The sequence below is a fragment of the Leptospira adleri genome (assembly GCF_002811985.1).
GTDB lineage: Bacteria > Spirochaetota > Leptospiria > Leptospirales > Leptospiraceae > Leptospira > Leptospira adleri.
Window position 1 is genome coordinate 67,430 of sequence record NZ_NPDU01000009.1, and the last position, 22,607, is coordinate 90,036.

Here is a 22,607-nt window from a genome sequence, read left to right on the forward strand (position 1 = left end):
AAAAATTTCTTCCTATTTTAGGGAGTTCTTATCCGTTTTATCTTTATTATTTTGGATCAAAATCGTCTTTTCGTTCCATACAATCCGTTTTTAACGGATCCGCAGCAGATCGGCTTTGATCTCTTTTCTCTTTGGGGTTTTATCGACTTATAGTACAACTAAGATGTCCGGTAATAAATATGCTACTATATCCAGTCTCTAAGCACATTGCCGACCGACGCGGAGACAGATATGAAACAATATTTTTATTCACCGATTCTAATCGTTCTATTTTTTTCAGGCTTTGTAAGTTGTCTGAACAATGGCGCCAATCACCTACCGCCAATTTTTTCATATATCGATTTCAAAAGCGGCTCCCCTTCGATTCCTTTTGGAGTTTCGCAATTCACTCCCGGTTCGGGAGTTAACGGAGTCTCCATGAATTCTTCCATTCAAGTCGTTTTTAATCGCGGTATAGATTCAACTTCTATCGACTCATCCACGTTTCGTTTGAGTCAAGGCCCCGTTTCGATTCCGGGATCATTCAGCTCCACGAACGCCGGAGTCGTTCTCAACCCGACTTCCGTTCTTGCGGCTAACGCGGTATATACGGTCACCCTTTCTAAAAATCTGAGAGCGAACGACGGTTCCTTACTCGGAGAGGATTTCTCCTGGAATTTTACCACCTCTTCCGTCTCGGACGTCACCCCTCCTTTGGTTTCTCTTACTTCTCCCAACGGTTCCGGACTAAACGTTCCGGTGAACGCCGGTATCAGCGTCGCATTCAGCGAAACGATGGACTGCACTTCCCTGAACACGACGTCTTTTCAGTTAAACAACGGTTTATCAGTTACGGGCACGGTGAGTTGTTCCGGCTCCACCGCGACGTTTACACCTTCTTCTTCTCTTTCGTTTAACACTAATTATACTGCTATAATTTCAATCGCGGCCCGCGATTTGGCCGGCAATACGATCGCGTCCTCGTATAACTGGAGTTTTACGACCGGATCGGCTCCGGATTCTACGCCTCCAAACGTTTCGATTACGAATCCCCCCAGCTCTTCCGCGGGATTCAACGTAAACGGAGTAATCAGCGTCGCATTCAACGAGACCTTAAACTGCGGGACCGTCGGTGCCGCGAGTTTTACTCTAAACAACGGTTCACCCGTTACAGGTACGGTGAGTTGTTCCTCCACGACGGCAACTTTCACTCCGTCTTCGAATCTTTCTTATAACACTTCTTATACTGCCACGATCGCTACTTCGGTTCAGGATCTAGCCGGTAATTCCATCGCTTCCCCTTATGTTTTGTCTTTTACTACCGGCTCCGCACCGGACGTCGCGGCTCCTACGGTAACCATCGTCAATCCGATCCATTCTTCCATTGGGATCGCGACTAACTCGTCGATCACGGCAGCGTTCAGCGAGGGAATGGATTGTATTTCTTTGACGACGGCGACGTTTACCCTAAGCAACGGATCGGCTGTCGCGGGCAACGTTTCCTGTTTCGGAACCGGCGCCGTTTTCACTCCGAGCGTGAGTCTTCTTCCGGGGACATCCTACACCGCGACGATCCTCGTCGGCGCCAAGGACTTGGCGAACAATTCCATCGGCTCCAATTTCAGTTGGAATTTTACAACCGGAGCTTTGGCCGACACTACAAATCCGGGAGTTGCCATTCAGAATCTCGCAAACAAAAGTCTCTTAGAATCCGGTTTCGTGATCGGGACCGCTTCGGACGCCGGAGGAATCGCACTCGTGGAAGTTTCCATCGACGGAGGAGCCTATCTCCCTGCAAACGGAACTACGACCTGGAGTTTCAAACTTCCTTCGGGAGCGGCAACTTGGTCCGTAGGATCCCAACATACGATCGCAGCTCGAAGTAAAGATTCTTCCGGAAACTTTTCCACCGTCTCTTCGGCGCAGGTAAGAAAAGGAAGCAACAAGGACGTGAACGGAGACGGATACGTCGATCTGGTAAGCGGAGAATACGGACAGGGACTCGTTTATATATTCCATTCTTCCGGAACAAGCGGAATCACTACGACGAATGCAAGTTTAGCAAATCGTTATATTGTAGGAACTGCTACGGAAGAATTCGGAAGAGTCGTGACGTTAGGAGATCTCAACGGAGACGGTTACGCGGACTTAATCGTTGGAGCCCCGGCTGCGAACGCTTCCGCAGGAAGAGTTTACGCTTTTTATTCTTCCGGGAACGCCGGAGTGAGCATATCCCTTGCGGCCTTTGCTTCCGCGAGAATTGACGGCGCGGCCGCCGGTGAAAGATTCGGAACTTCTCTGGAAACGGGCGATGCGGACGGAAACGGATACGCGGATCTCATCGTAGGAGCTCCTAACGCGTTGACTTCCCGGGGAAAGGTTTACGTTTTTCATTCTGCAGGAGCAACGGGAATCGTAGATTCCAGCGCGACGACCGCGTCTTGTACGCTCAGCGGTTCCGCGGCAAACGATCTTTTTGGAAATTCTTTATCCTCCGGGAATATCAACGGGGACGTCTACGCGGATATCGCGATCGGATCTTACGGTTATAACAGCCAGAGAGGAAGAGTTTCGATCTTTCACGGAAGTTCGACTGGACTCGGAGCCGTATCTTCCACGCTTACGAACGGAACCGGAAGCGCAGGAGATCAATTTGGATTCTCCATTGCGGTAGCGGATACAAACGGAGACGGTTACTCGGATTTGATCGGAAGCGCTCCGTTTCTCAGCAGCGGAAGGGGGGAAGTAGTCGTTTACACATCCTCCGCAACGTCGACCGGAATCGGCACGAGCGCCGGATTGGGAGGAGCGATTTTTATCATCCAAGGAACCGCGATAAACGATCATTTCGGCTATTCGATTACGGCGAGAGATCTCGATAACGACGGAAAAGCGGATGTGATCGCAAACTCGACTCCGAACGCCCCAGCCCAAGGGCTCGTCTATGTCTTTATGACCCCTCTCACCGGATTTACGAATGTGGGAACTGCAACGCTCACTATGACCGGTCCTCTCAGCGATCTCTATGGATGGGGATTAGCGACCGGGGACGTGAACGGGGACGGATTTGCGGATCTGTTGGTAGGATCTCCCGGATACAACAACGGAGTCTTTCAAGGAAGAGTTTATATCTTTCATTCTTCCGGAGCGGGATTGAACACAAATCTTCCCTCTTCCGCTTCGGGAATTATAGACGGCTCGGGACTAAGCGGTGGGACCGGAAATTGGTTCGGAGTGGGGCTTTATTGAAAAATTGAATCCAATTAGAATCCCGCGAAAGTTTTTTCGCGGGGGGAAGGAAAATTCTACGACAAACGTTATGCGCTCTTTTCGAGTGTCTCCGGTTTCAAAAGATACATTCTAATTCTTCTCCTAAAAAAAATCGCCTCTGCCGAAGGATTGCCCTTTCTATCAAGGCGGAGAAGCGACACAACGGACATACAGTAACGAACCTTTCGAATTTGAAGCCTTATACCCGGAACTAAAATTGACCGTCCAAGCGTCGATACTTCCGTTGTTATAACGAAACGTGGAAGAACTCCAATAATACTGACTCACCGTTCCGGGAAAATACGTAGGATGAATAATCGGTGAAGCCACCTGACTATAATCCAATATGCTGCTCAATTCCGTAATGGAGGGAAGTCTCCATACCCTTCCAGTCAAAGAAAGTCCGTTGCAATAAGCAAGGGCGTTGGCCCAATTTCGTTGGGTTGTTCCTCCCGTTAGACAATTGGAGCCGGACAAATCGCTGGTACATTTTTGCCAGATCAAAGCGTTTCCGATGTCGGTGATCGTTCCGTCTCCGTTGTCCACGAAAGGAGCCCCTAGGAGCGAGGTCGACGCAAGTAAAAGAAAAAATTGAAAATAAAAGAATCGAACCTTCCACTGAATCAAAAATTTTTTAGTTTTAATCATCATCTCTAACATACTCCCTTGAAATATAAATTTCATTTTTTGATATCGAAACGAAGTCGAAAGTCTTTGTTAATAATCAAGGTCCATTGGTAATACAACGAACCCTAAAACTTCCGGAATCCGCGGAGCCGACGGTAGCTCCGCTTGAAAAATACAGAACTAAAATCGCCCCGGCACTCGGAACATACGAATCCGAACTTAGGAAATAATATCCGGCGTCGGTTCCCGGAAAAGAAGTCGTGTAGGTTTTTGGATTCGAAGATCCTGGTCCAGTCGAATTATTATAATCTACCAAACTCTCCAACTCGGCAATGGTCGGGATTCTCCACCCGTGTTTATTTCCGTATCCGGCCCCCGCATTGAGTGAATCCAGAGCGCTGCAAGCCGCCGTACCATTTGCACGCGAAGAATAAAACGTATTCGATCCACCAGTGCAAGTGCTTCCCGTCCTTCCCAACTGACAGGTGGTCCAAACCATTCCGGAATTGTTGTCGACGGTGATATAATCCGAAGCGCCGACCAAAATCGGTCCTGTAAAACTTGCAGCTGTCCCATTTTGCAATTTTCCATCCTGGCCTAAAGAAGAAGCAAGACTGCAAGTCGCATCGAGCATTCCGGAACCATCCCAACACTGAATCTGATTCGTTTTTTGGGGAGGTTTTCCGAAAACCATGATGCTGATTGTTTTGGTTGTGCTGCCGGAAGCGTTACTCGCAGTTACAACGTAATTCGCAGAGGCCTGAATCCCCGTCGGTGTTCCGGAAATTGCACAGGTGGTAGAATTGATTGTTAACCCGGCAGGCAAAGCAATGTCGGTAGAACAACTCGTTACAGTTCCGCTGAATGTCGGGGTTGCAATTGCAATCGTTGTATTTTTCGTAAATACGAACGGACTCCCTGCATAGTTCAAACCGCTCGGAGGAGGCATATTGATCGCAATACTGATCGTCTTTGTCGTATTTCCGGAAGAATTACTTGCGGTCACAACGTAGTTCGTCGCGGCTTGCGTGGAAGTCGGAGTTCCAGAAATCGCACAGTTGGAACCAACGGATAACCCTGCAGGCAAAGGAATATCGGTAGAACAGCTTGTGACCGTACCAATAACCGCTGGCGTGATCGTCGTGACGGCCGCACCTTGAGTAAAGGTAAACGGACTGCCCGCATAATTTAACAGGGAAGGAGGTTCTATATTCACGGCAATCGATATCGTGCGAGTCGTATTTCCGGAGGAGTTCCCGGCTGTTACGACGTAGTTTGTCGCGGCTTGGGGAACGGTAGGCGTTCCGGAAATCACACAAGTAGTTGAATCTATCGCTAAGCCCGTCGGTAAGGCAATATCAGTCGTACAACTTGTCGCAGTTCCTGTAAAAGTCGGCGTGACACTTGAGATTGTTGCATTCTGCGTAAAGACAAAGGGGCTTCCCGCATAATTCAGAGCCGACGGAGGAGCAACGTTCACCGAAATCGTAATTGTCTGCGTGGTGCTTCCAAAAGCATTGCTCGCAGTGACATTGTAATTCGTAGGTCCTTGGGTCAAAGTCGGGGTTCCGGAAATCGCACAGGTTATCGAGTGAATCGATAAGCCTGCCGGCAATGAAATATCGGTTGTGCAATTCGTTACGGTTCCCGTGATCGTCGGAGTTACGGTAGCGATCACCGCATCCTTGGTAAAAACATAAGGACTTCCTGCATAATTCAATCCGGACGGCGGCGCCAAATTGACGGTGATCGAAATACCCGTACTGATACTGCCAAATGCGTTGCTCGCAGTCACAAGATAATTCGTCGCCGCTTGCGTAGATGTCGGAGTCCCGGAAATCGCACATGTCATAGCGTTGATTGCCAATCCAACGGGCAATGGAATATCAGTCACACAATTCGTAATCGTGCCCGTAATCGAAGGATTCAGAGTTGTGATTGTCGCGCCTTGAGAAAATATAAACGGCCCTCCTGCGTAATTCAAAGCGGAAGGTGGAGCTAAGTTCACCGTAATATTTATGTTTCGGGAAATGCTACCGAAAGCATTGCTCGCAGTTACGATATAATTGGTTGCCGTTTGGACCGTGTTCGGCGTTCCGCTGATGGCGCAGGTTGTACTGTTGATAGTCAATCCGGATGGAAGAGAAATATCCGTAGAACAACTGGTCACAGTTCCCGTGATGGTCGGTATGATTGAGGCTATCGGAGTATCTTTCGTAAGTACGAATGGATTTCCAGCATAGTTTAACGATGTCGGCGCAGTTTCGTTGACTGCGATCGAAATTACGACACTCGCGTTCCCGAAAGCATTGCTCGCGGTGATCGTATAATTTGTAGAAGGTTGAGCAACGGTCGGTGCACCGGTAATCGTGCAATCGGAGCTCAATGTCAAACCCGCCGGCAAAGGAATATCGCTACTGCAAGAAGTTACGGTTCCCGTCACAAAAGGATGTACGGGAGAAGCCGAAGCATGTCTAGTAAACGCAAAGGAAGACAAAGAATAAGCAAACGAAGTCGGCGGATTTGCGTCGACGGTAATCACTAAGATAATTGTCTTCGCAGCGCTCCCATTGGAAGCCGTAATCGAATAATTCGTTGCAGACTGCGCAATCGTCGGAGTTCCGGAAATAACGCAATGATTGTTTAGAACCAATCCGCTCGGTAAAGATGGATTGGAACTACAACTTTGAATATTTCCTGTTAAGTCCGGCGTTATCCCGGAAATGGCCGCGTCCTTTGTAAACACGTAAGGACTGCCGGAATAGTTTACAGAGATGGGAACGTTCAAATCCGAACTCAATCCCAATGGCCCAAAGATACCTTTGAAATTAAAAGAACCGCCGTTCCCCTGAACACATCCGGTCGATATCGCTAAGATGCAGAACCAAAGTATCAAAAATTTACGACAGTTGAGTAAGATCGGCTGTTTTAGAAAAAAATAAAATGATTTTCCCCAATCTTTCAGCCAAGATGAATTGTTCTCCAAAAATAATCGATTCCCGTTTGCAAAGATCTGCATACTTTTCAATCCCAAATTCATTCTTCTCATAAACTCATACCTCAACTATAGAAATAAACGGATCGGAAAGATTTCAATTGAGTTCGCGGAAAGAAGTCACAAACTTAGAATTTTTAACTTAGAAAGAAGGACATTGTTCCTTTTCGTTCGATGAAAAAGAAAACGATGAGTCCGAATCAAAGATTTCAAATTGGAATAGAATCATCCGGTCAAAGAAATCTTTAATGAGGAAAGAATACAAAAGAAACGGGTTAAATTCCGATCCAGTTATAATCTGAAATCATTTTACTTCTCAAAGTGGATAAAGAAAGATCGGAGTCTGCTTTAGACGCAAATCTCGTATAGATACCGAAAGGATTATTCTGATCCTTCGATCGGAGAAAACGGAAATACAGGCTTGTGTTTTGGTTCTTCCTGAGCGGATGATTTCAAATCTTCCGAGCGAGTGCAAATTTCAGCTCTCTCCTGGCCGCTCGCAAGCTACAACCAACGGATGGATTTGCTTTCGCTAAAAAGCAATTCTTCGCAAAGGAAGGTTCTTTTCTTCCTTCTCGCGAATTTATCTAAAGATGAAAATAAGATCCTTCGAAAACGGAAGACGATAAAATCGATTTAAAAATTCCAATTCTTGCTGCAAAGTCGGTTCGGTATTTGGTTTGTCTTTGTTCGAGAATTGGAAATTCGAAATTCTTACTTTGCAGTTTTCTACAAAGCCGACCGAAAAACTGAAAAGTTCGAGTTCCAAAAGAAAAAAATAGTATCGAGGAATGTTTCGTTTCTCGAAAAAAAGAATCCTCTTTGGCAAGGTTTGGATTTGGAGGAAACAAAAAGAGAAACTGGAACGTCGGAAGACCGATGAAAGACTTTTTCTGGATGAGGAACTCAGACTTCCTTCTCTTGCCAAAGAAATGAATCTTTACTTACATTGTCCTTCCGCGTTGTTAAACTAATTCATCGGTAAAAGTTTTCACGTGTTCGTAAGCGGATTTCGGATCGAAGAAGCCAAACAAATGCTCTTGGAGGAAAAGGACCGTTCCGTGTTATCGATCGGCCTTGCGGTCGGATTTAATTCCTACTCCGCTTTCCTTCGTTCCTTTATCAAATCCGAAGGGATCACTCCTAAAAAGTTCAGAAAAAAAACGGCGCGAACATCCTAAAAAAAAAGTTCCATCATTTTATAGTTTCACAAGATAAAACATGAATCCTTGGTATTCTTTTTCCATGATTCTCTATTATTTATCCCGCAAAGAAGATGACTCGTCCCACTTCTGGCAAGTTGAAATTTTTGAAAACATTTTGGTAATTACGCAAGGTCGATCCGAAATGGATCGTAAGATCGAAATCAAATCTTTTTTGGATCACGAAAAAATCATCTCCGATTTGGAAAAAATGCGGGATGAAAAATTGAAAGAAGGCTTTACAAGCACCTCCGAAATCGGTGAAGCGGAAGAAAACAATATTTTAAAAAAAATAGAACGCGAAGGAGAGTTCCACATTCGACTTGAAATCGCCGAATCTATTCTTTTGACCGTGAGCGATTCCAATCGGAATAAACTTTTGAAATCTTTGGTCCGCGATTGCGATTTTGTCCTTATGGGACTTGGAACTGCGGACGGAGAATATTACGACGGTGAAGACGAATTCTATCCGGAAATGATCCAGGACGAAACAGGACTTACACCTGAAAACGCTCGCAAAGTTTACAAAATGAAATTAGCGGCTTATGAAAATTTATTGAAGGCGAAATAATCCTTTGAAAAAAACTACAACGTTCCGACATAACGATCTCATTGGAACAAAAAGTTCAGGAAAGAATCTTCGTTCCCGGGATTTCCAAGACGAACTTAGAACCGAAAACTTTCGCGGGAGTCGTAAAACCGGCTTCCGTTTTCCCCTTTTCCACCTTCGCAATTGCGGCTAACGCGGATTCTATGGTGAATTCGTAACCTTCCGAACAACGCATCCGAATCGAGACCTTTTTCGAACTCGCTTCGGTCCAAGCCTCTCCCCAAAGAAGAACCGAACCGTTTTTTCTTTTTTCGTCGTCTGGGCCGCTGACCGTAAGTTCGACGAGTTTTTGCATTCCCTTCAAAATCAGGGAACTTTTCAAGAGAGAGGTCGTAGGCTGAAGCCATTTCAGAAGTTTCGCCTGGGACGCAGGCAAAGAAGAATATACCGTAATATTGGGAATTCCCGTGGAAATAAAAGCGGTGAACACGTCCCCCCAGGGAATTGCGAAAAACTCCGCATAACTTCCGCTGATCTCGACGATCTTTTTCAAACTCAGTTGTGGAATATTTTCGATCTTTCCGTTTCTTCTCACCTTGCTTCCATAAGGAAGTTGTGCGAGAGCGCTCTTCAGAGTTCCGCGAGATATATCCGTAAAACCCGAAAATCCCAATTCCAAAAAATGCGCCTTCGGAAGTTTTTCTTTGAGCATCACCGCGAGACAATCCGTGGGAACGATATCAAAGCCGACTCCGGGAAGAAGCATTACCTTTTTTGCAAGCGCCTTGGAAGAAAGAGCGTGGAGCTTTTCGTAGACGGGAATTTCTCCCGTGATATCCAAATAATGAACTCCCGCCGCGATACAAGCGTTCGCCATAGGAACCGCGGTCTCCACAAAAGGACCTGCACAGTGTAAGACGGCAAAACAATCCGCGATCTGACTTTCCGCTTCCGACCCGCTGTCCAAAGAAAAGATCCGATAGGAAAGTCCGAGTTCTTCCGCAAGTGGTCGAATCTTGAGTTCCGATCTCCCCGCAAGAACGGGTTTGAGTCCCCTTTCCGCGGCTTTTCTCGCGATCAATTCTCCGGTGTAACCGTTTGCTCCGTAAAGAAGCCAGTTCTTTTTCTTTGCCGCCATAAAGACCAGATATTGAGTTCACCGATGAATTCGTCAAGTTTTGAGGGAAATTTATAACATAGGAAGGAAAGAATATTACGAAGAGAATTGACGACCAAAACTTTTTATGGATCCTTTCGACGAGATCCGATTCTTACCTCCGTCAAAGTGATTGAAATGAACATTCTTTTAGAACCCATTTCGGAAAAACACGCCGACTCGATCGCGGTCCACGCAAATTCTCAAAACGTTTTCTCCGGTTTGAGAGGAGCGTTTCCTTTTCCGTATCAGTTGCAGGACGCGCTCGATTACATTCATTCCTGTCTTCGGGACTCGAGATCCAGAACCTTCGCGATCGTCTTAGAAGGAAAGGCAATCGGAGTCATCAATCTGTTGTTCAAAGAGGACGTATATCGGTTCAACGCGGAGATCGGTTATTGGATCGGAGAAGAATTTTGGAACCGGGGAATCGTCACAAAGGCGATCTCATCCATTATCAATCTTGCATATACCGAGCATGGGCTTCACAGGATCTACGCGGAAGTTTTTTCCAATCGACCCGCATCCGCCAAAGCTCTCGAAAAAAACGGATTCGTTTTGGAAGGAACGCAAAAAGAAGCCGTTTTTAAGAATGGAGTATTTCTGGATCAATGGATCTACTCCCGTCTTCGAACCCCCTCGTAAAGAACTTGATCCGCCCGAACCGGACCTTCCCCAGTGTCTCAAGGAACAAACCTGCGGTTCATTCCGTTATACGAAATTCTATCAAAAGTTTCCCGTATTATAACAATCGTAATCTTAAAATCCAGTCGATCGAACACCGTTCTGTTTTTTGAATTGACTGTTTCGGAATTCAAGGAATAAACTCAAACCAGAACTAATTTGGGCGGCTTTATGGAAATCAATCTTGTCACGATCGCAATTCCATTCTTCTTTTTACTCATTTTTATAGAAATGGGATTTTCGGCGTATCACAGACGGAAGCTCTATCGATTGAACGATTCGATCAACGATCTTTCCGCGGGAACGGCGAGCGAGGTAATCGGAGTCTTTATGAAGACGGTAACCTTGACCGCTTATATCTATCTCTACAATAATTTTAGAATTTTCAACCTTCCTTCCTGGCCGGGAGAAGCGATGTCGATCGTTCCCGCCGGTGTGATGGGTCTCAGTTCCACAACCTGGGCTTGGATCTTGGTAGTAGGCGTATGGATTCTTTGCGGAATCGGTTACGACCTCGCCTATTACTGGAACCACAGACTCAGCCATGAGATCAACTTTCTCTGGGCGGGACACGTTGTGCACCATCAGAGCGAAGAATACAACCTGACGGTCGCTCTGAGACAAGCAAGTTTCCACGGAATTTTTACTTGGGTGTTTTACTTGCCGCTCGCGCTGATCGGTTTTTCTCCGATCGTTCTGATTTTAAACGGTCAAATCAGTCTGATCTATCAGTTCTGGATTCACACAAAGGCGATCGACAAACTTCCCCGTTGGTTTGAAGCGATTTTCAACACGCCCTCGCACCACCGGGTCCATCACGGCATCAATCCGAAATACATCGACAAAAATCACGCGGGAATTCTGATCATTTTCGATAAGATGTTCGGAACTTTCGAACCCGAAGCCGAAGAACCGGTTTACGGAACCGTAAAGCCGCTTCAGAGTTTCAATCCTATTTGGGCCAATCTTCAATATTGGTGGGAAATGATCGATCTCGCCCGGAAATCTCCGCGTTGGTCCGATAAGATCAAAGCCTTTTTCGCGGCTCCGGGCTGGAGACCTAAGGAACTCGGAGGGCAATATCCGATTCCGGAAGTATCCGCAAAAACATTCCATAAATATGATATAGAAATTCCGAAGGGAATGAGCGTCTATTCTCTGGTTTGGTTCGTTCTTTCGGTGGCGCTTGCCTTTGGAATGCTCTTAAAGGTAAAAAGTCTTCCTTGGTCCAACTTGGCGATAATCAGCGCGATCACCCTTCTTTCTCTTCTCACGTTAGGCGGCATCTTGGAAAGAAAACGTTGGGCACTTTTTGTGGAACCGGTTCGACTTGCGATTTTAGTAGCCGGTGCATACGTTCTTTCCGGGGATTTTAACATCACGACGGGAACCCTGGCCCTGGCTCTGATTTCAGCGGTTTGGTTTTTGAGTTACCGTTCTTCCTTTATCGAAGGAAAGGAGATCGATCCGGTTCAAGATATCCTAAGAAGAACCGCCTAACCGTAATTAGGCGCGTCCGTCTTGTGATGGAACCAAACGTTCGGTTCCTTATATTCTCCCAAGTCTGAGTCCCGGTCTATACGGACCGGGACGAGACCTCCCGGAATCTTAAATTCTCCCGAATTCAAAAACTGCAAACCGGTCCACTCTTCCCATTGACGGATCGTCCCTCGAATATACATGGAATTTTCCTCGATGCGGATCCGTTTAGCGCCGGCCTTTTCGTGCACTCGAATCCATGGATCTTCCGAAAATCCGTCTTCCCTTTTTCTTTCTAAGTATTCTTCCATCGATAAGAATGGAAATTTTTCTTTTTGATTCGGTCTTACACAGGCAAATAAATGAAGAATGTTCCGAGAGGCGGCATTTTTTTTTAGCTCGGAGAGGATTTGATGAGACAAACCGGAACCTCTGAATTCGGGAAGAATTTCGATCGACCAAGCGCTCGCCGCGTTGCATCGTTTTCCTTCGTTATGATCGAGAATCCCTTTTAGGACCGCCGCGTCCCATCCTTTCGGAAGAGTTTGATTCTCCCCATCCCAGTCAAAAGGAATCATCTTTCCGGTTCCCGCGACCTTACGGTCCTTTGAAAGCGCCACACAGTGAAAAGATGAGAATTCGTGCACAATGAAATGATAATATTCTTTTCCGATCGGATCCTGATTTAAGAAAAACGGCCAGACGTCCAGGTCAAGATCTTCTTCCGTAAAACCTTCGCCGAAAGCCTGAGCGAACGTGATCAGTTGAAATTCCATTCTTAGATTAAAATAGAAACGAGCGAAGAATTGAAAACAAAAAAGCCCCCGAAACCGGAGGCTCTTTGAATTCTTTCTCAGTCTTAAAGATTCTACTAATCAGGGAACCGTTGCGAATGTCACCGTGATCGCATCCACATACGCCTGAGTCAGAGTATCCCAACTGGAAGTAGCGGGACTTGTTGTCGCCGCGGATTTCCCCACGGTTCCTACGCGATCATACAAAGTATCCACTCGAGAAGAAGGAACGTAATCGGACGGAATCGCCGACGACGCCACACCTTCCGCGACAAATCCGTTGAAGTTAAACAGACCGTAGGTCGGAGTAAACGGAATGAACTGATTCACATTCGGAGTACAAGTAACCGCTTGCCCGGAAGTGATCGCCGCCTGCTCCAAACCGCCCTTCGCAGTAACGTTCAGATTTCCGGTCAACTTCTGGCTGTAAGCGAGTTTATAATATTCTCTTCCCGCTCCGGGACAAAGACCTTGGTTGTGCGCATAACCGAGCGCGGTTGTTCCGGAATTGATCGGAACCAAATCCGTGTTTCCGAAAAAACTCACGACCGATTTGAAACAAAAGATCGTACGATTGTCCATCTCTTCCAAAATCACCCTTCCCGTATCCACGTCTTGTCCGAGCGCGTCCGATCCGAGCGATCCCTTCCAGGAATAAGTTTGGATCAAACCCTGATTCGCAAATCCGGTAACGACGGGTTGTACGACGTAACTTTCGATGACCGCGGTAGCCCCGCTCCAACGAACCGGATCCAATCGACTCAATTGATAGAGAAGAACCGCTCCGTCTCCCGCCGCGTCCCTCGGATTATCGTCAAAGAAGAATTGGAGCGCCGGTTGGTTGTCGCTCGTGGAACGAAGTTCGAAAAAGTTCGTATAAGAAGCGGCGGCGCCTAACGTGCTCGGTTTGTAGGATACGGCTCCCGAATTCAATTTCAAACGAAGAGTGAAGGACTGACCGTTCATGATCTGATTTTGAAGAGTGAGATTTGCCGTAGTTCCCAACGGAAAATTTTTGCGGATCGCAAAGATCAGATCGTCCATAAAGAGAGAATTCCCTCTCGCCCAAGTTGCTGACTGTCGCACAAATCCCCAAGTGTCAGCGCTCGCTTTGAGAGGTTGTAATAATTCGAGACGCACCGGAAAGGGTTTTGGAGAATCGTCCCTCACGAAAAAAGCGACACGGTCCGAACGAAACGTAAGCCCTGTTCCCAAAAATAAAACCGCCGCCGAAAGAAAGTAGATCCAAGATTTTTTCATGGCCGTTTTCCTCATTGAGCGATTCCCTTAGGAACGATGATAAAAAAACCGGTTTTACTTTGCTCCACGTAAGGCTGGCTCGCGATCCATAGAAGCGCTCCGATTTGAAGGTCGTTATTTTTTTCTTCTTTTTTACAAGCTCCTAACAAAAGAGAGCCGAGAACCGCTGCGGCAAGTATTCCCGCAGAAAGAAATGTACGAAATTTCTTCATAAATATCCTCCCCCACAAACTGAGGTTCATGCTTAGTTAACAACAGATGAATTTGTTTTTTTCAAATGGAAAAAAATTGTATCCTTTTAAAAGTATCCAAAGCAAAAGTTTAGTCAATCAGATTCCAATTCGACTTCCTTTGTGGTTCCTTTTTTAACAAATTTTAAAAGCATTGAATGCAAACAGAAGAATCCTTAATTCTATTCTTAAGAAATCCGGTGATCGGCAGAGTAAAAACGAGACTCGCCAAAACATTGGGAGATCGAACGGCCCTTTCCCTCTACGTACAACTCTTAGAGATCACCAGAAAACAAATTCAAAATTTAAATATACCCGTTCGACTTTATTTTGATTCGATTCCGGATTTCGAACTTTCGGATTGGGGAAAACAAACGAGCATTCATCTTCAAACCGGCGAAGATCTGGGTGAAAGAATGCGGAACGCATTTTTAGAAACGTTCCAAATCGGATTCAAAAAAGCGGTCATCATCGGAAGCGACTGCCCCGATCTCGAAGCAAAACATATCCGAGAAGCATTTTCGGCTCTGGAACTCCGAGACGCGGCGATCGGACCGGCCAAGGACGGAGGCTATTACTTGTTGGCCTTAAAATCCGTTTATCCGGAAATTTTTAAGGACATTCCGTGGAGCAGCGAAAAGGTTTTCGCGATGACATTAGAAAAACTGCAATTAGCCAGAAAGGACGTTTGGATTCTTCCTTTATTAAACGACATCGACGTGGAAGCGGACGTAAGACCCTATCTTCCATCCGGAAAATTAGTGATCTAAATCCGAAGGTATTAGAAGTCAGCCGACTTGTTTTGACGAAGCAAACTTTAGGCTACAAAGTTCGGTTTTGATTTTATAAGAACCCGTCCCGACGCCGAGACGGAACTTTGCGGCTTGATCTTTAACAAAGTAAAAGAAGGTTTTGCGACGCGCCGTAAATCATGCCTTGAGGATCACAAAGGATCTCGAAGACACAATAAAGTGTTTTCATAGGTAATCAAAGATTCAGAATGCGTCCATGCGATTTTTCTGGAACCTGTCGGCGCCTATCTCGATCTTGATTCTTCTTGGGATCGGAATTTTTCCCGCCGGCATTTCTTCAAAAACTGCGGAAACTTCCACGAGCGCGTTTCTCAAACTCAAAAACGTAAAGTTTCGTCTGGAAGATCGGATCTACTTCACCGTAAAAAATCTGACCGTGGAAGCGATCTCCAATAGGTCCGGCTCCGCCGTCAACTTCAACGATCCTTCCTCCTTTCATCTCAAAATTTTTCAGGGAGAAACCGAATTCGAAATTTCAGTTTTGGAATATCTATTCAACGAAAACATAAAGACGTTCCCCGATTTTCCATTACGAAATTTGAAACTATCCACGATCGAAATCGACGGTAAAAGAAAAATTCGAATTTTAGGAGAATATAAACTAGTCTTCTGGGTCGACGTGGAAATGATCTGCGATCTGGAATCGGTTCCGAACGGTTCGATGCTGATCTTAAAATCGGAATCCATGAGCGCCGCCGGAATCCACGGTGCGGGAGACCTTCTTTCTTATGTCGGGGTCGGTCTCAAAACTCTTCTTCCCATCCCCGAAGACAGGGGTTTGCAGATCGTGGATAAAAGTTTTCACATTCAATCCTTTGCGCTCCTGCCTCCGCCGCGCATAGAAGGGACGATCCGCGAAATCGCGCTTCTTCCGGATCGAATCCTCGTTCGTTTCGATTCTCAAAAAATTCCCCAACTTCCGAAACTTTCGTTTCTTCCGGGAATTCCGAATCAGATCGCGATGTCCGGCGGAGAAATCCGAGTCGGTTCCGTTTTTTTAAAGAATACGGATCTTCTTTTGATCGATCAGGATCCTTCCGATCTTCTCGACTTTCACATGCAGAATCTTCTCCTTCAACTTTCGCTCGGAAACCTGAACCTGAACGCGAAAGGAGAACTCAAAGTATTTCTTCCCGATTACGAAGATTTAAAAAAGTAGAATTTAGATCAAAAGCGACTTATAGAAAGATCGGCCTCGGACCGTTTCCTTCTCATTTATTCCGTTGACTTCCCCGACCGCTCAAGAAAGCTGTAGGAAGTCCTAGTCCTTTCTTACGAATCGTCTCCGACTCCATACAAACTACAAACAACAGGTAACGTGTTGTGAAAAAACTTATTTCCATTCTTTTTCTCTTTTCCCTATTCCTTCCCACTCTGCTCTTTTCTCAAAATTCCGCAGAGCCCAATCCGTCCGCGCAAGAAGGTACGAACGCGACTCCGCCGGAAGAAACTCCGTCCGACGAAGAACAAATCAGTTCGACCGTAAAAAAGCTGATCGGCTTTATCCGTTATAAGAAGAATGAAAAAGCGATCGCAATCATTCACGTAAAACAGTTCAGCAATCAACTCCTGAAATCTTCCGGTAAAATTTCGGACGCGGATCGTAAGGATTTCGAAGAGGCGATTTCGGAATTTATCGTGCACAGAAGTTTTCCGATCGCGCACAAATATTTCGACAAGATCGATATCAATTACGAAAAGCCGGTGATCAAAGGGGACAACGCGACTCTTGCTTCTTCGATCATCTGGAACGGTTCGGAAAGAATCACCTTCTCTTGGATCCTGAGCAAAATCGACGGAACCTGGTATGTAACCGATTTCTTAAACGAAGGAAAATACGCTTCCGAAACAAACAGAACCAAATCCGTAGATCCTTCCATCAAAAAGAACGGCATCAAACAAACCATAGCTCTGATCAAAAGAGAAGCAAAGAACTGACAATCATATGAGAAGGCTTCTTTCCAGAATTACCGATTCCATTCTTCTCAATCCGATCCGTTCCGGCAGCGTGCTTGCGATTCTTCTTCTGCTTTCTCTTTGGCAGGCTTCGAAACTCACGGTAAACAGCAACAACCTCGATCTTCTTCCGAAAGACAACCCTTCCGTGATCAAAACGCAGAAGGTAATCGAGATGATCGGAGGGAACGGATTCTACATTCTCAGCATCAAATTTAAGGATGAGAAGGGAATGACGGACCATCTGACAAAGGCTTTTTCCGCGAAGAAAAAAGGTCAGAACGAGGTCTGGGAAAAGGAACTGAAAGAAGCCGAAAAAGTTAAACAGAAAAACGCGGCCTATTACAAAGAAAGGGAAACTGCGATCAAAAACGCATCCGACCTTCTCAACGAAAGACTCTTAAAAGAAAAAGATTACGTTCAATATATTTCCTATCGATACAACGTTTCCTTTTTGCAGGACCGCCTTCCCCTCTTTTTGAAAACCGAAGACCTTCTCGAAGTCCGCAAACGTGTCAAAAGAAAAATCGACGAAGAAGTGGAAAGAGCCAATCCTTTCTTTATCAAACTCTCCGACGAAGAATACAATCCGGACTTCAACGATATTCTTTCCAAATATCAGAAACTTGCAAAAAGAGATATATTCGACGAATATAATATTTCTCCCGATAAGGGGATGTTGATCTTTTTGATCAAACCCGCGGGCTCTTTTACGAACATCGAATTCAATATAGCACTCGATAAAAAAATCAAGGAAGTCGTAGCAGAATTAAACCTGGACAAAAAAGGAATTCTTGTAGGCTACACGGGAACGTATCGTCTTCACCTGGACGACTACGAAACCCTAATGGCCGCCCTCAAACCGATTGCGGTGACTTCTTTGATCGGAATCGCGGTTCTCCTTCTTTTCTTTTTTCGAAATCCGCTCTTTATCGTCATTCTTCTCGTGTCTCTTCTTTCGGGAATTTTATTCTCCTTCGGACTTACCACGATCGTGATCGGACAACTCAATTCGGTTACGAGCATCATCGCTTCGATTTTAATGGGACTCGGTATCGACTACGGTATCCAATTCTTATATAGATTCCGGGAAGAATACACTCGACAACAGGACATGCTTCGTTCCATCAAGGACACGATCTATCATACGGGAATCGCCTCCTTTATTTCCGCTTTGACCACAACTTCCGCGTTCATCGTTCTTGCCTTCTCGGAGTTTAGAGGTTTCAGCGAATTCGGGATCATCGCCACCTATGGAATTCTGATCATCGCGGTTTCCATGTACGGGGTGACGGCGCTTCAAATCACTCTTCTTTTCCGTCTGTTTCCGTCCCTGAAAAAACAATTCCTTCTTTCGGCAAAGGATCAGACGACTTCTCCTCTTCTGTATCGTTTTTATAAAAAACCGGGCCTTCTCACGTTAGTCGTCGTTGCCCTGGTCGCGGTGATTTCCTTTTTTAGTTTTAGTCCGGGGATTCATTTTAATTACAACGGACGGGATCTGATGGTGGATAATTTGGATTCCGTCAATCTCTACGACGAAATCGGCGATCGATTCGATATCAGTTCCGATCCTCAGGTCATCGTCGTGGATACTCTGGAAGAATCGGAAGCCGTCTTCGATTATATGACCCCGGTTCCAAACGAGATCGCGGGCTCCGTGGATCAGGTCGTATCTCTTTGGAACTTCGTTCCTCCGAAAGGACAACAAAGGGCCAATCTCAAGGTTCTAAAACAATTACAGACGGATATGAAACCGGTCAAAGCCGGCTTTCTCAAACCGGAACAAAGGAAGTATCTTCCGGTTGTGAAAAAATATCTGAGCGTGAAGGAATATTCTTTGGGAGAAGTTCCGACCTATTTCAGTTCTCAGTTTAAGGAAGTAAAGGGTTCCAAAGAAAAAGGGCATCTCGTTTTTATCTATCCGAAGGTGGCCCTCTGGCACGGGCAAAAACTTCTGAAATTCTTCGACGCGGTAGGAGAATTGCACTATCCGAAACTTTCCAGAAGGGTTTTGAATACTCTTCTCTACGACTCGAACGGAAACGTCAGCGTCGATCAGGTGAAGGACAATTGGACTCAAACCGAAGAACGTCAGATCGTAAGAGCTCTCAACACTTATTCAGCTTCTCAATTTAAGAATCTCGGACTTCTGGACGGAACCGTCGACTTTATCCTAAAGACGAGACCGTTTCACACTCTGAAGGACGCACGATCGCACCAATACGTTTCGAACACCGCGGGAAGTCTGATTCTTTTTGCGAACCTGATCAAGATCGTTCAGAGAGAAGGTGTCGCAGCTTTTCTCATCACGTTGGTTCTTGTCGTCATCGTATTGATTCTATTCTTCCGAGGAATCGTTCCTGCTTTGATTTCCTTGATCCCTCTCGTTCTCGGAATCTTTGTAACCTTGGGAATCATGGCCCTGTTTAGAATTCAACTGAACTTTATGAACGTCCTCGTTTTCCCGGTCATCGTGGGTTACGGAATCCAAAACGGAATTTATATCTACTACAGATTCAGAGAAGATCACGACGTGGTACGCGCCATGTCCATGGTAGGTCCGGCGATCATCGCTTCCACGTTAACCACTCTTGTAGGATGGAGTTCTCTTTTGATCGCGGATCAAAAGGGACTCAAGTCGATCGGGGTCGTCGCGAGCATCGGGATCGGCTCTTCTCTGATCATCGCTCTCACTTTGGTTCCCGCAGTTTTGGAGATCGTTTATCGTTCCCGCAAAGAGGAAGAAAAAGAATCCAAACCGCTCGGCTTCAGCGAAGAGGAACAAAATATTTCGATGCCGTCCGTTTCTAAGGACGATAACGTTTCCGCTTCTTCCAAAAAGAAAACCGCGAAGAAAAAAACTTCCCTTCCCAAAAAGACGACCCTTAAAAAGAAAAAAGGATAATTTTAGAATGATCAAAAATTCCATCTCCCTAATCGTTCTGGTCTTCGTTACCGCAAACTGCACGGTCAAATACATCAAATCGGGACCGACCTGGGAAAAAGATCTCGGGACCTTCAAACGTTTGGCCGTTCAGGTTCCTGCAGAAAGTGAAGCGGGAGAACCCGAAAAGAAATTAGCGGCAAAGATCACCGAAAATTATCTTTCTCATCATAAGGAATTCATCATATACCCTTACAAAACCGGGGCTGCGATCTGCGGAAGTTCGGATAAAAAGGTGCAAGGGATCTTCGAGTTGAAAATAATAGAAAAGGAAACTCCGGAAAAAGTGAAGGTGACCGCGCTCGGAAAAGTCGTCCACTGTAAAAAGGGAGAAACACTCTGGGAAGGTCTCGCGGAAAATTCTTACTCAAAGAATACGGAAGAAAATCTTTCTCTGATCAACACATACACTCAGCTCTACGGAAAGGAAATCGCCGGAAAAGTGAATCCATACTTCTTCCTTCTTCAGACCCTTTTGGAAAAATTGGACAGCCCGATTTTGACGGAAGACGAAAAGGACGAAAAGATAGAAGTGGAAGCGAGATAGAGTTATTTCGCGGAAGAAGGAGAAGATAAAGTTTCCAGAAACGTATTGTATTCCACACATTCGGGGATTTGATACGTTACGATAGACCCGCAATCCGCGCGTTCCACGCTCTTGATGCAAAGCTCCGCGTCCAATTTCAGATTGTCGCTTAATTTTTTAAGGACGATCGGCTCCGATTTATCGACGTCGTAATTGAAGTCGCTGTAGCACTGGGCGTTGTCCGGATAACTCAAGCTCGCTTCCTTACGATGTGCGCCTTCCAAAGAAGACAGATAAGGTTCTTTACATCGGTTCATCTGAGAACAATAAGCGTCGGCCACCTTTTTGTAAACTTCCGCGGAAGCAGCCTGAGATACGGCTCCGCTTTTTCCGCACTGGAACGCAAAAAACGCGGACAGGGCGATTCCGGAAGTTTTAACTAAAAGGGCGCGCATATCGAAAGGATAAACAAAGAACCCCCGTTGGCAAGTTTTTTCCTAATTCAAGAATCGGATTCAAGAGCATGAAATCCCGCCGGAAAAAAGAAAGAACGAACTTCGGTTTTAGATTTCGATATCGAAAAGGTCCGCGCTGTTTTTCAAAAATACCTTCCGTTTTACTTCGTCGGAAAGGGAAGAATTGAGAAGATTCGAAATCGGATGACTGAGCGCGTAAGGAATGCTCGGAAAATCGGAACCGAAATGAATCCGATCCGGAAATCGTTCGAGGATCGCGAGATAAGGATCGGTTTGTTCTCCCGTCGCGAGAAAATCCACAAAGACCATCGTAGTATCCATTCTGAGTTCGGGATAAAGCGACATCAACTCGACGTATTCCCAGACCTCGCTCGCACCCATGTGCGCGACGATCACTTTCAATTCCGGATAACGTTGAATGAACGACCGAAAATAGCGAATGTTCGTATAAGGTCCCGGAAGAGGAGCGTCGCCCGAATGAATCACGAGCGGGATTTTCATTCTTTCCAAATAAGAAAAAGTATCCGAAAGTTCCGGGCGGGTCAAATCCAGCCTTCCCACTTCGCAGTGAAGTTTGAAACCGCGGAAGCCGTATTCTTCCACGGCGCGTTTCGTATATTCAAGACAACCGGGTTCCGGAAAAAAAGTTCCAAAAAGAATCGCGCCCTTCGTTTTCGAATGATTCTCAAAGACCCAACGATTGAGACCTTCCGCCATTCTTTCCTTATGAGCGTAATTTAAGGTCGTAAAAAAACGAACCCGATTCTTAGCCAAGGATTCGAGACGTTGCGCCTCCGGTTCCCTGTAAGCGATCTCCCAATTAACTCCGTCGAACCATTTCCAAATCCGTTTCATCACGTATTCCGGAAAAAAATGCGTGTGAATGTCGATGACGAACGGAAGTCCGTACTTTTTCAGAAGAGGAAGGTGAGAAGGAGAAGTTTCGTCTCGTAGCGGAGGGCGATGTTCGGGATGTTTCCAAGGAAAAGGAGAAGGAAGGATCGAATGCGAATCCGAGGAAAGGATATGATGACAACAAGGAAGCATACAAAGATTTTCTTTCGCCTTTTGTCCAAGTCAATCGATTGTCTCTTTTTTCCTTGACTGAGGTCCGGGAAGGGTTTCAATAACGGAAATTTTTTGTGGGGGAATTATGAATCCAATTTTTCAAGCCTTGAAGATAGGAACCGTTTTTTTTTGGATCTTAGTGGGAGCCAGTCTTTCGGGAGCGCTTCTTTTCGGCGATCCTTTGGACTTTCTCATCCGCGCCGTTGGAATCGGAACTTTCGCAGTACACCTGTTAGAGATCGCCTACTTCTGGTTTACTTTCAAACACAAGTCCTCCAACCCGGTTGCCGACGCGCTTCAGATCTTAGTCTTCGGCGTCTTTCACATGATGCCTCTTCGTAACAAACAAGCCTGACCGCGTCCTCATCGTGCAATTTTTCTCGCTCCATTTTGAGGAGAAGAATTGCAAAGATTCTCTTTCGGTCTTTGATCCGTATTCTATTTTTCGTCCGCTCTGAAAGCAAAGGTGTAGGAAATCTTACGGACTTTGAATTTCACAGAATCGTCCGCAATCCGGCTAAAAGTCCGAAGAGACGTAATTCGTAGGAGCTCCCGCACCTCATTAGAATATTCTAAAATTCCGCGCATTTCGGGAT

19 protein-coding genes are annotated in these 22,607 nt (G+C 45.8%); 11 read left to right on the forward strand and 8 right to left on the reverse strand.

All coding sequences use genetic code 11. The annotated features are described in order from the left end of the window. Window positions 1-231 precede the first annotated feature (231 nt). Window positions 232-3,228: an Ig-like domain-containing protein gene (locus tag CH376_RS05135; RefSeq protein WP_100785555.1), complete on the forward strand. Its 2,997-nt coding sequence runs from the start codon at window positions 232-234 to the stop codon at window positions 3,226-3,228. A gap of 162 nt (window positions 3,229-3,390) precedes the next feature. On the opposite strand, the gene CH376_RS05140 is transcribed toward CH376_RS05135, so the two are convergent. Then, window positions 3,391-3,894 carry an Lcl C-terminal domain-containing protein gene (locus CH376_RS05140; RefSeq protein ID WP_420843526.1) on the reverse strand — a complete coding sequence of 168 codons (504 nt, stop codon included), beginning with the start codon at window positions 3,892-3,894 and terminating at the stop codon, window positions 3,391-3,393. Between the two features lie 79 nt (window positions 3,895-3,973). Further along, on the reverse strand, window positions 3,974-6,916 hold the full coding sequence (locus CH376_RS05145) for a putative Ig domain-containing protein (protein WP_165781747.1): 2,943 nt from the start codon (window positions 6,914-6,916) through the stop codon (window positions 3,974-3,976). A gap of 932 nt (window positions 6,917-7,848) precedes the next feature. On the opposite strand from CH376_RS05145, the gene CH376_RS05160 reads away from it, so the two are divergent. Both CH376_RS05160 and CH376_RS05165 read left to right on the forward strand, forming a co-directional pair. Continuing rightward, a complete protein-coding gene (locus CH376_RS05160; protein WP_100785558.1) occupies window positions 7,849-8,052 on the forward strand; it encodes a helix-turn-helix domain-containing protein in 204 nt (67 codons plus the stop codon). A 40-nt stretch (window positions 8,053-8,092) separates the two neighbouring features. Continuing rightward, window positions 8,093-8,644 carry a molybdate metabolism regulator gene (locus CH376_RS05165; protein ID WP_243394721.1) on the forward strand — a complete coding sequence of 184 codons (552 nt, stop codon included), beginning with the start codon at window positions 8,093-8,095 and terminating at the stop codon, window positions 8,642-8,644. 55 nt (window positions 8,645-8,699) lie between these two features. Here the strand turns inward: CH376_RS05165 and CH376_RS05170 are convergent, their stop codons facing one another. Then, on the reverse strand, window positions 8,700-9,761 hold the full coding sequence (locus CH376_RS05170) for a saccharopine dehydrogenase family protein (RefSeq protein WP_100785559.1): 1,062 nt from the start codon (window positions 9,759-9,761) through the stop codon (window positions 8,700-8,702). 87 nt (window positions 9,762-9,848) lie between these two features. On the opposite strand from CH376_RS05170, the gene CH376_RS05175 reads away from it, so the two are divergent. Next, window positions 9,849-10,424, forward strand: coding sequence for a GNAT family N-acetyltransferase (locus CH376_RS05175; RefSeq protein WP_100785560.1), 576 nt, complete (start codon window positions 9,849-9,851; stop codon window positions 10,422-10,424). Between the two features lie 210 nt (window positions 10,425-10,634). After that, on the forward strand, window positions 10,635-11,963 hold the full coding sequence (locus tag CH376_RS05180) for a sterol desaturase family protein (RefSeq protein ID WP_100785561.1): 1,329 nt from the start codon (window positions 10,635-10,637) through the stop codon (window positions 11,961-11,963). On the opposite strand, the gene CH376_RS05185 is transcribed toward CH376_RS05180, so the two are convergent. From CH376_RS05185 to CH376_RS05195, 3 genes are all read right to left on the reverse strand, one after another. Further along, on the reverse strand, window positions 11,960-12,718 hold the full coding sequence (locus CH376_RS05185; protein WP_100785562.1) for a GNAT family N-acetyltransferase: 759 nt from the start codon (window positions 12,716-12,718) through the stop codon (window positions 11,960-11,962). The two genes, CH376_RS05180 and CH376_RS05185, sit on opposite strands and share 4 nt — an antisense overlap. A gap of 99 nt (window positions 12,719-12,817) precedes the next feature. After that, the gene (locus tag CH376_RS05190; RefSeq protein WP_100785563.1) at window positions 12,818-13,996 is read right to left on the reverse strand and encodes an LIC_12337 family protein; all 1,179 of its coding nucleotides are present in this window, start codon (window positions 13,994-13,996) and stop codon (window positions 12,818-12,820) included. Window positions 13,997-14,007: 11 nt separating this feature from the next. Further along, window positions 14,008-14,208 (reverse strand): LIC12338 family lipoprotein, encoded by a 201-nt coding sequence (locus tag CH376_RS05195; protein ID WP_100785564.1) that lies wholly within the window; start codon window positions 14,206-14,208, stop codon window positions 14,008-14,010. Between the two features lie 176 nt (window positions 14,209-14,384). Between CH376_RS05195 and CH376_RS05200 the strand changes: the two genes are divergently transcribed. From CH376_RS05200 to CH376_RS05220, 5 genes are all read left to right on the forward strand, one after another. Continuing rightward, window positions 14,385-14,996, forward strand: a complete 612-nt coding sequence (locus CH376_RS05200) for a TIGR04282 family arsenosugar biosynthesis glycosyltransferase (RefSeq protein WP_100785565.1) — start codon at window positions 14,385-14,387, stop codon at window positions 14,994-14,996. 238 nt (window positions 14,997-15,234) lie between these two features. After that, entirely contained in the window at window positions 15,235-16,197 is a 963-nt protein-coding gene (locus tag CH376_RS05205) for a hypothetical protein (protein WP_100785566.1), read from the forward strand. 164 nt (window positions 16,198-16,361) lie between these two features. Continuing rightward, complete coding sequence (locus CH376_RS05210; protein WP_100785567.1) at window positions 16,362-16,976, forward strand: ABC transporter substrate-binding protein; 615 nt, start codon at window positions 16,362-16,364, stop codon at window positions 16,974-16,976. A 7-nt stretch (window positions 16,977-16,983) separates the two neighbouring features. Beyond that, on the forward strand, window positions 16,984-19,902 hold the full coding sequence (locus tag CH376_RS05215) for an efflux RND transporter permease subunit (protein WP_100785568.1): 2,919 nt from the start codon (window positions 16,984-16,986) through the stop codon (window positions 19,900-19,902). Window positions 19,903-19,909: 7 nt separating this feature from the next. Continuing rightward, entirely contained in the window at window positions 19,910-20,488 is a 579-nt protein-coding gene (locus tag CH376_RS05220; protein ID WP_100785569.1) for an MXAN_6521/LA_1396 family lipoprotein, read from the forward strand. Window positions 20,489-20,490: 2 nt separating this feature from the next. Here the strand turns inward: CH376_RS05220 and CH376_RS05225 are convergent, their stop codons facing one another. Further along, the gene (locus tag CH376_RS05225; RefSeq protein WP_420843525.1) at window positions 20,491-20,922 is read right to left on the reverse strand and encodes an LA_2478/LA_2722/LA_4182 family protein; all 432 of its coding nucleotides are present in this window, start codon (window positions 20,920-20,922) and stop codon (window positions 20,491-20,493) included. A gap of 108 nt (window positions 20,923-21,030) precedes the next feature. After that, window positions 21,031-21,990, reverse strand: coding sequence for an amidohydrolase family protein (locus CH376_RS05230; protein ID WP_100785570.1), 960 nt, complete (start codon window positions 21,988-21,990; stop codon window positions 21,031-21,033). Window positions 21,991-22,096: 106 nt separating this feature from the next. Here CH376_RS05230 and CH376_RS05235 point away from each other — a divergent pair, with 106 nt between their 5' ends. Further along, on the forward strand, window positions 22,097-22,366 hold the full coding sequence (locus tag CH376_RS05235; protein WP_100785571.1) for a DUF1145 domain-containing protein: 270 nt from the start codon (window positions 22,097-22,099) through the stop codon (window positions 22,364-22,366). Window positions 22,367-22,607: the final 241 nt, after the last annotated feature.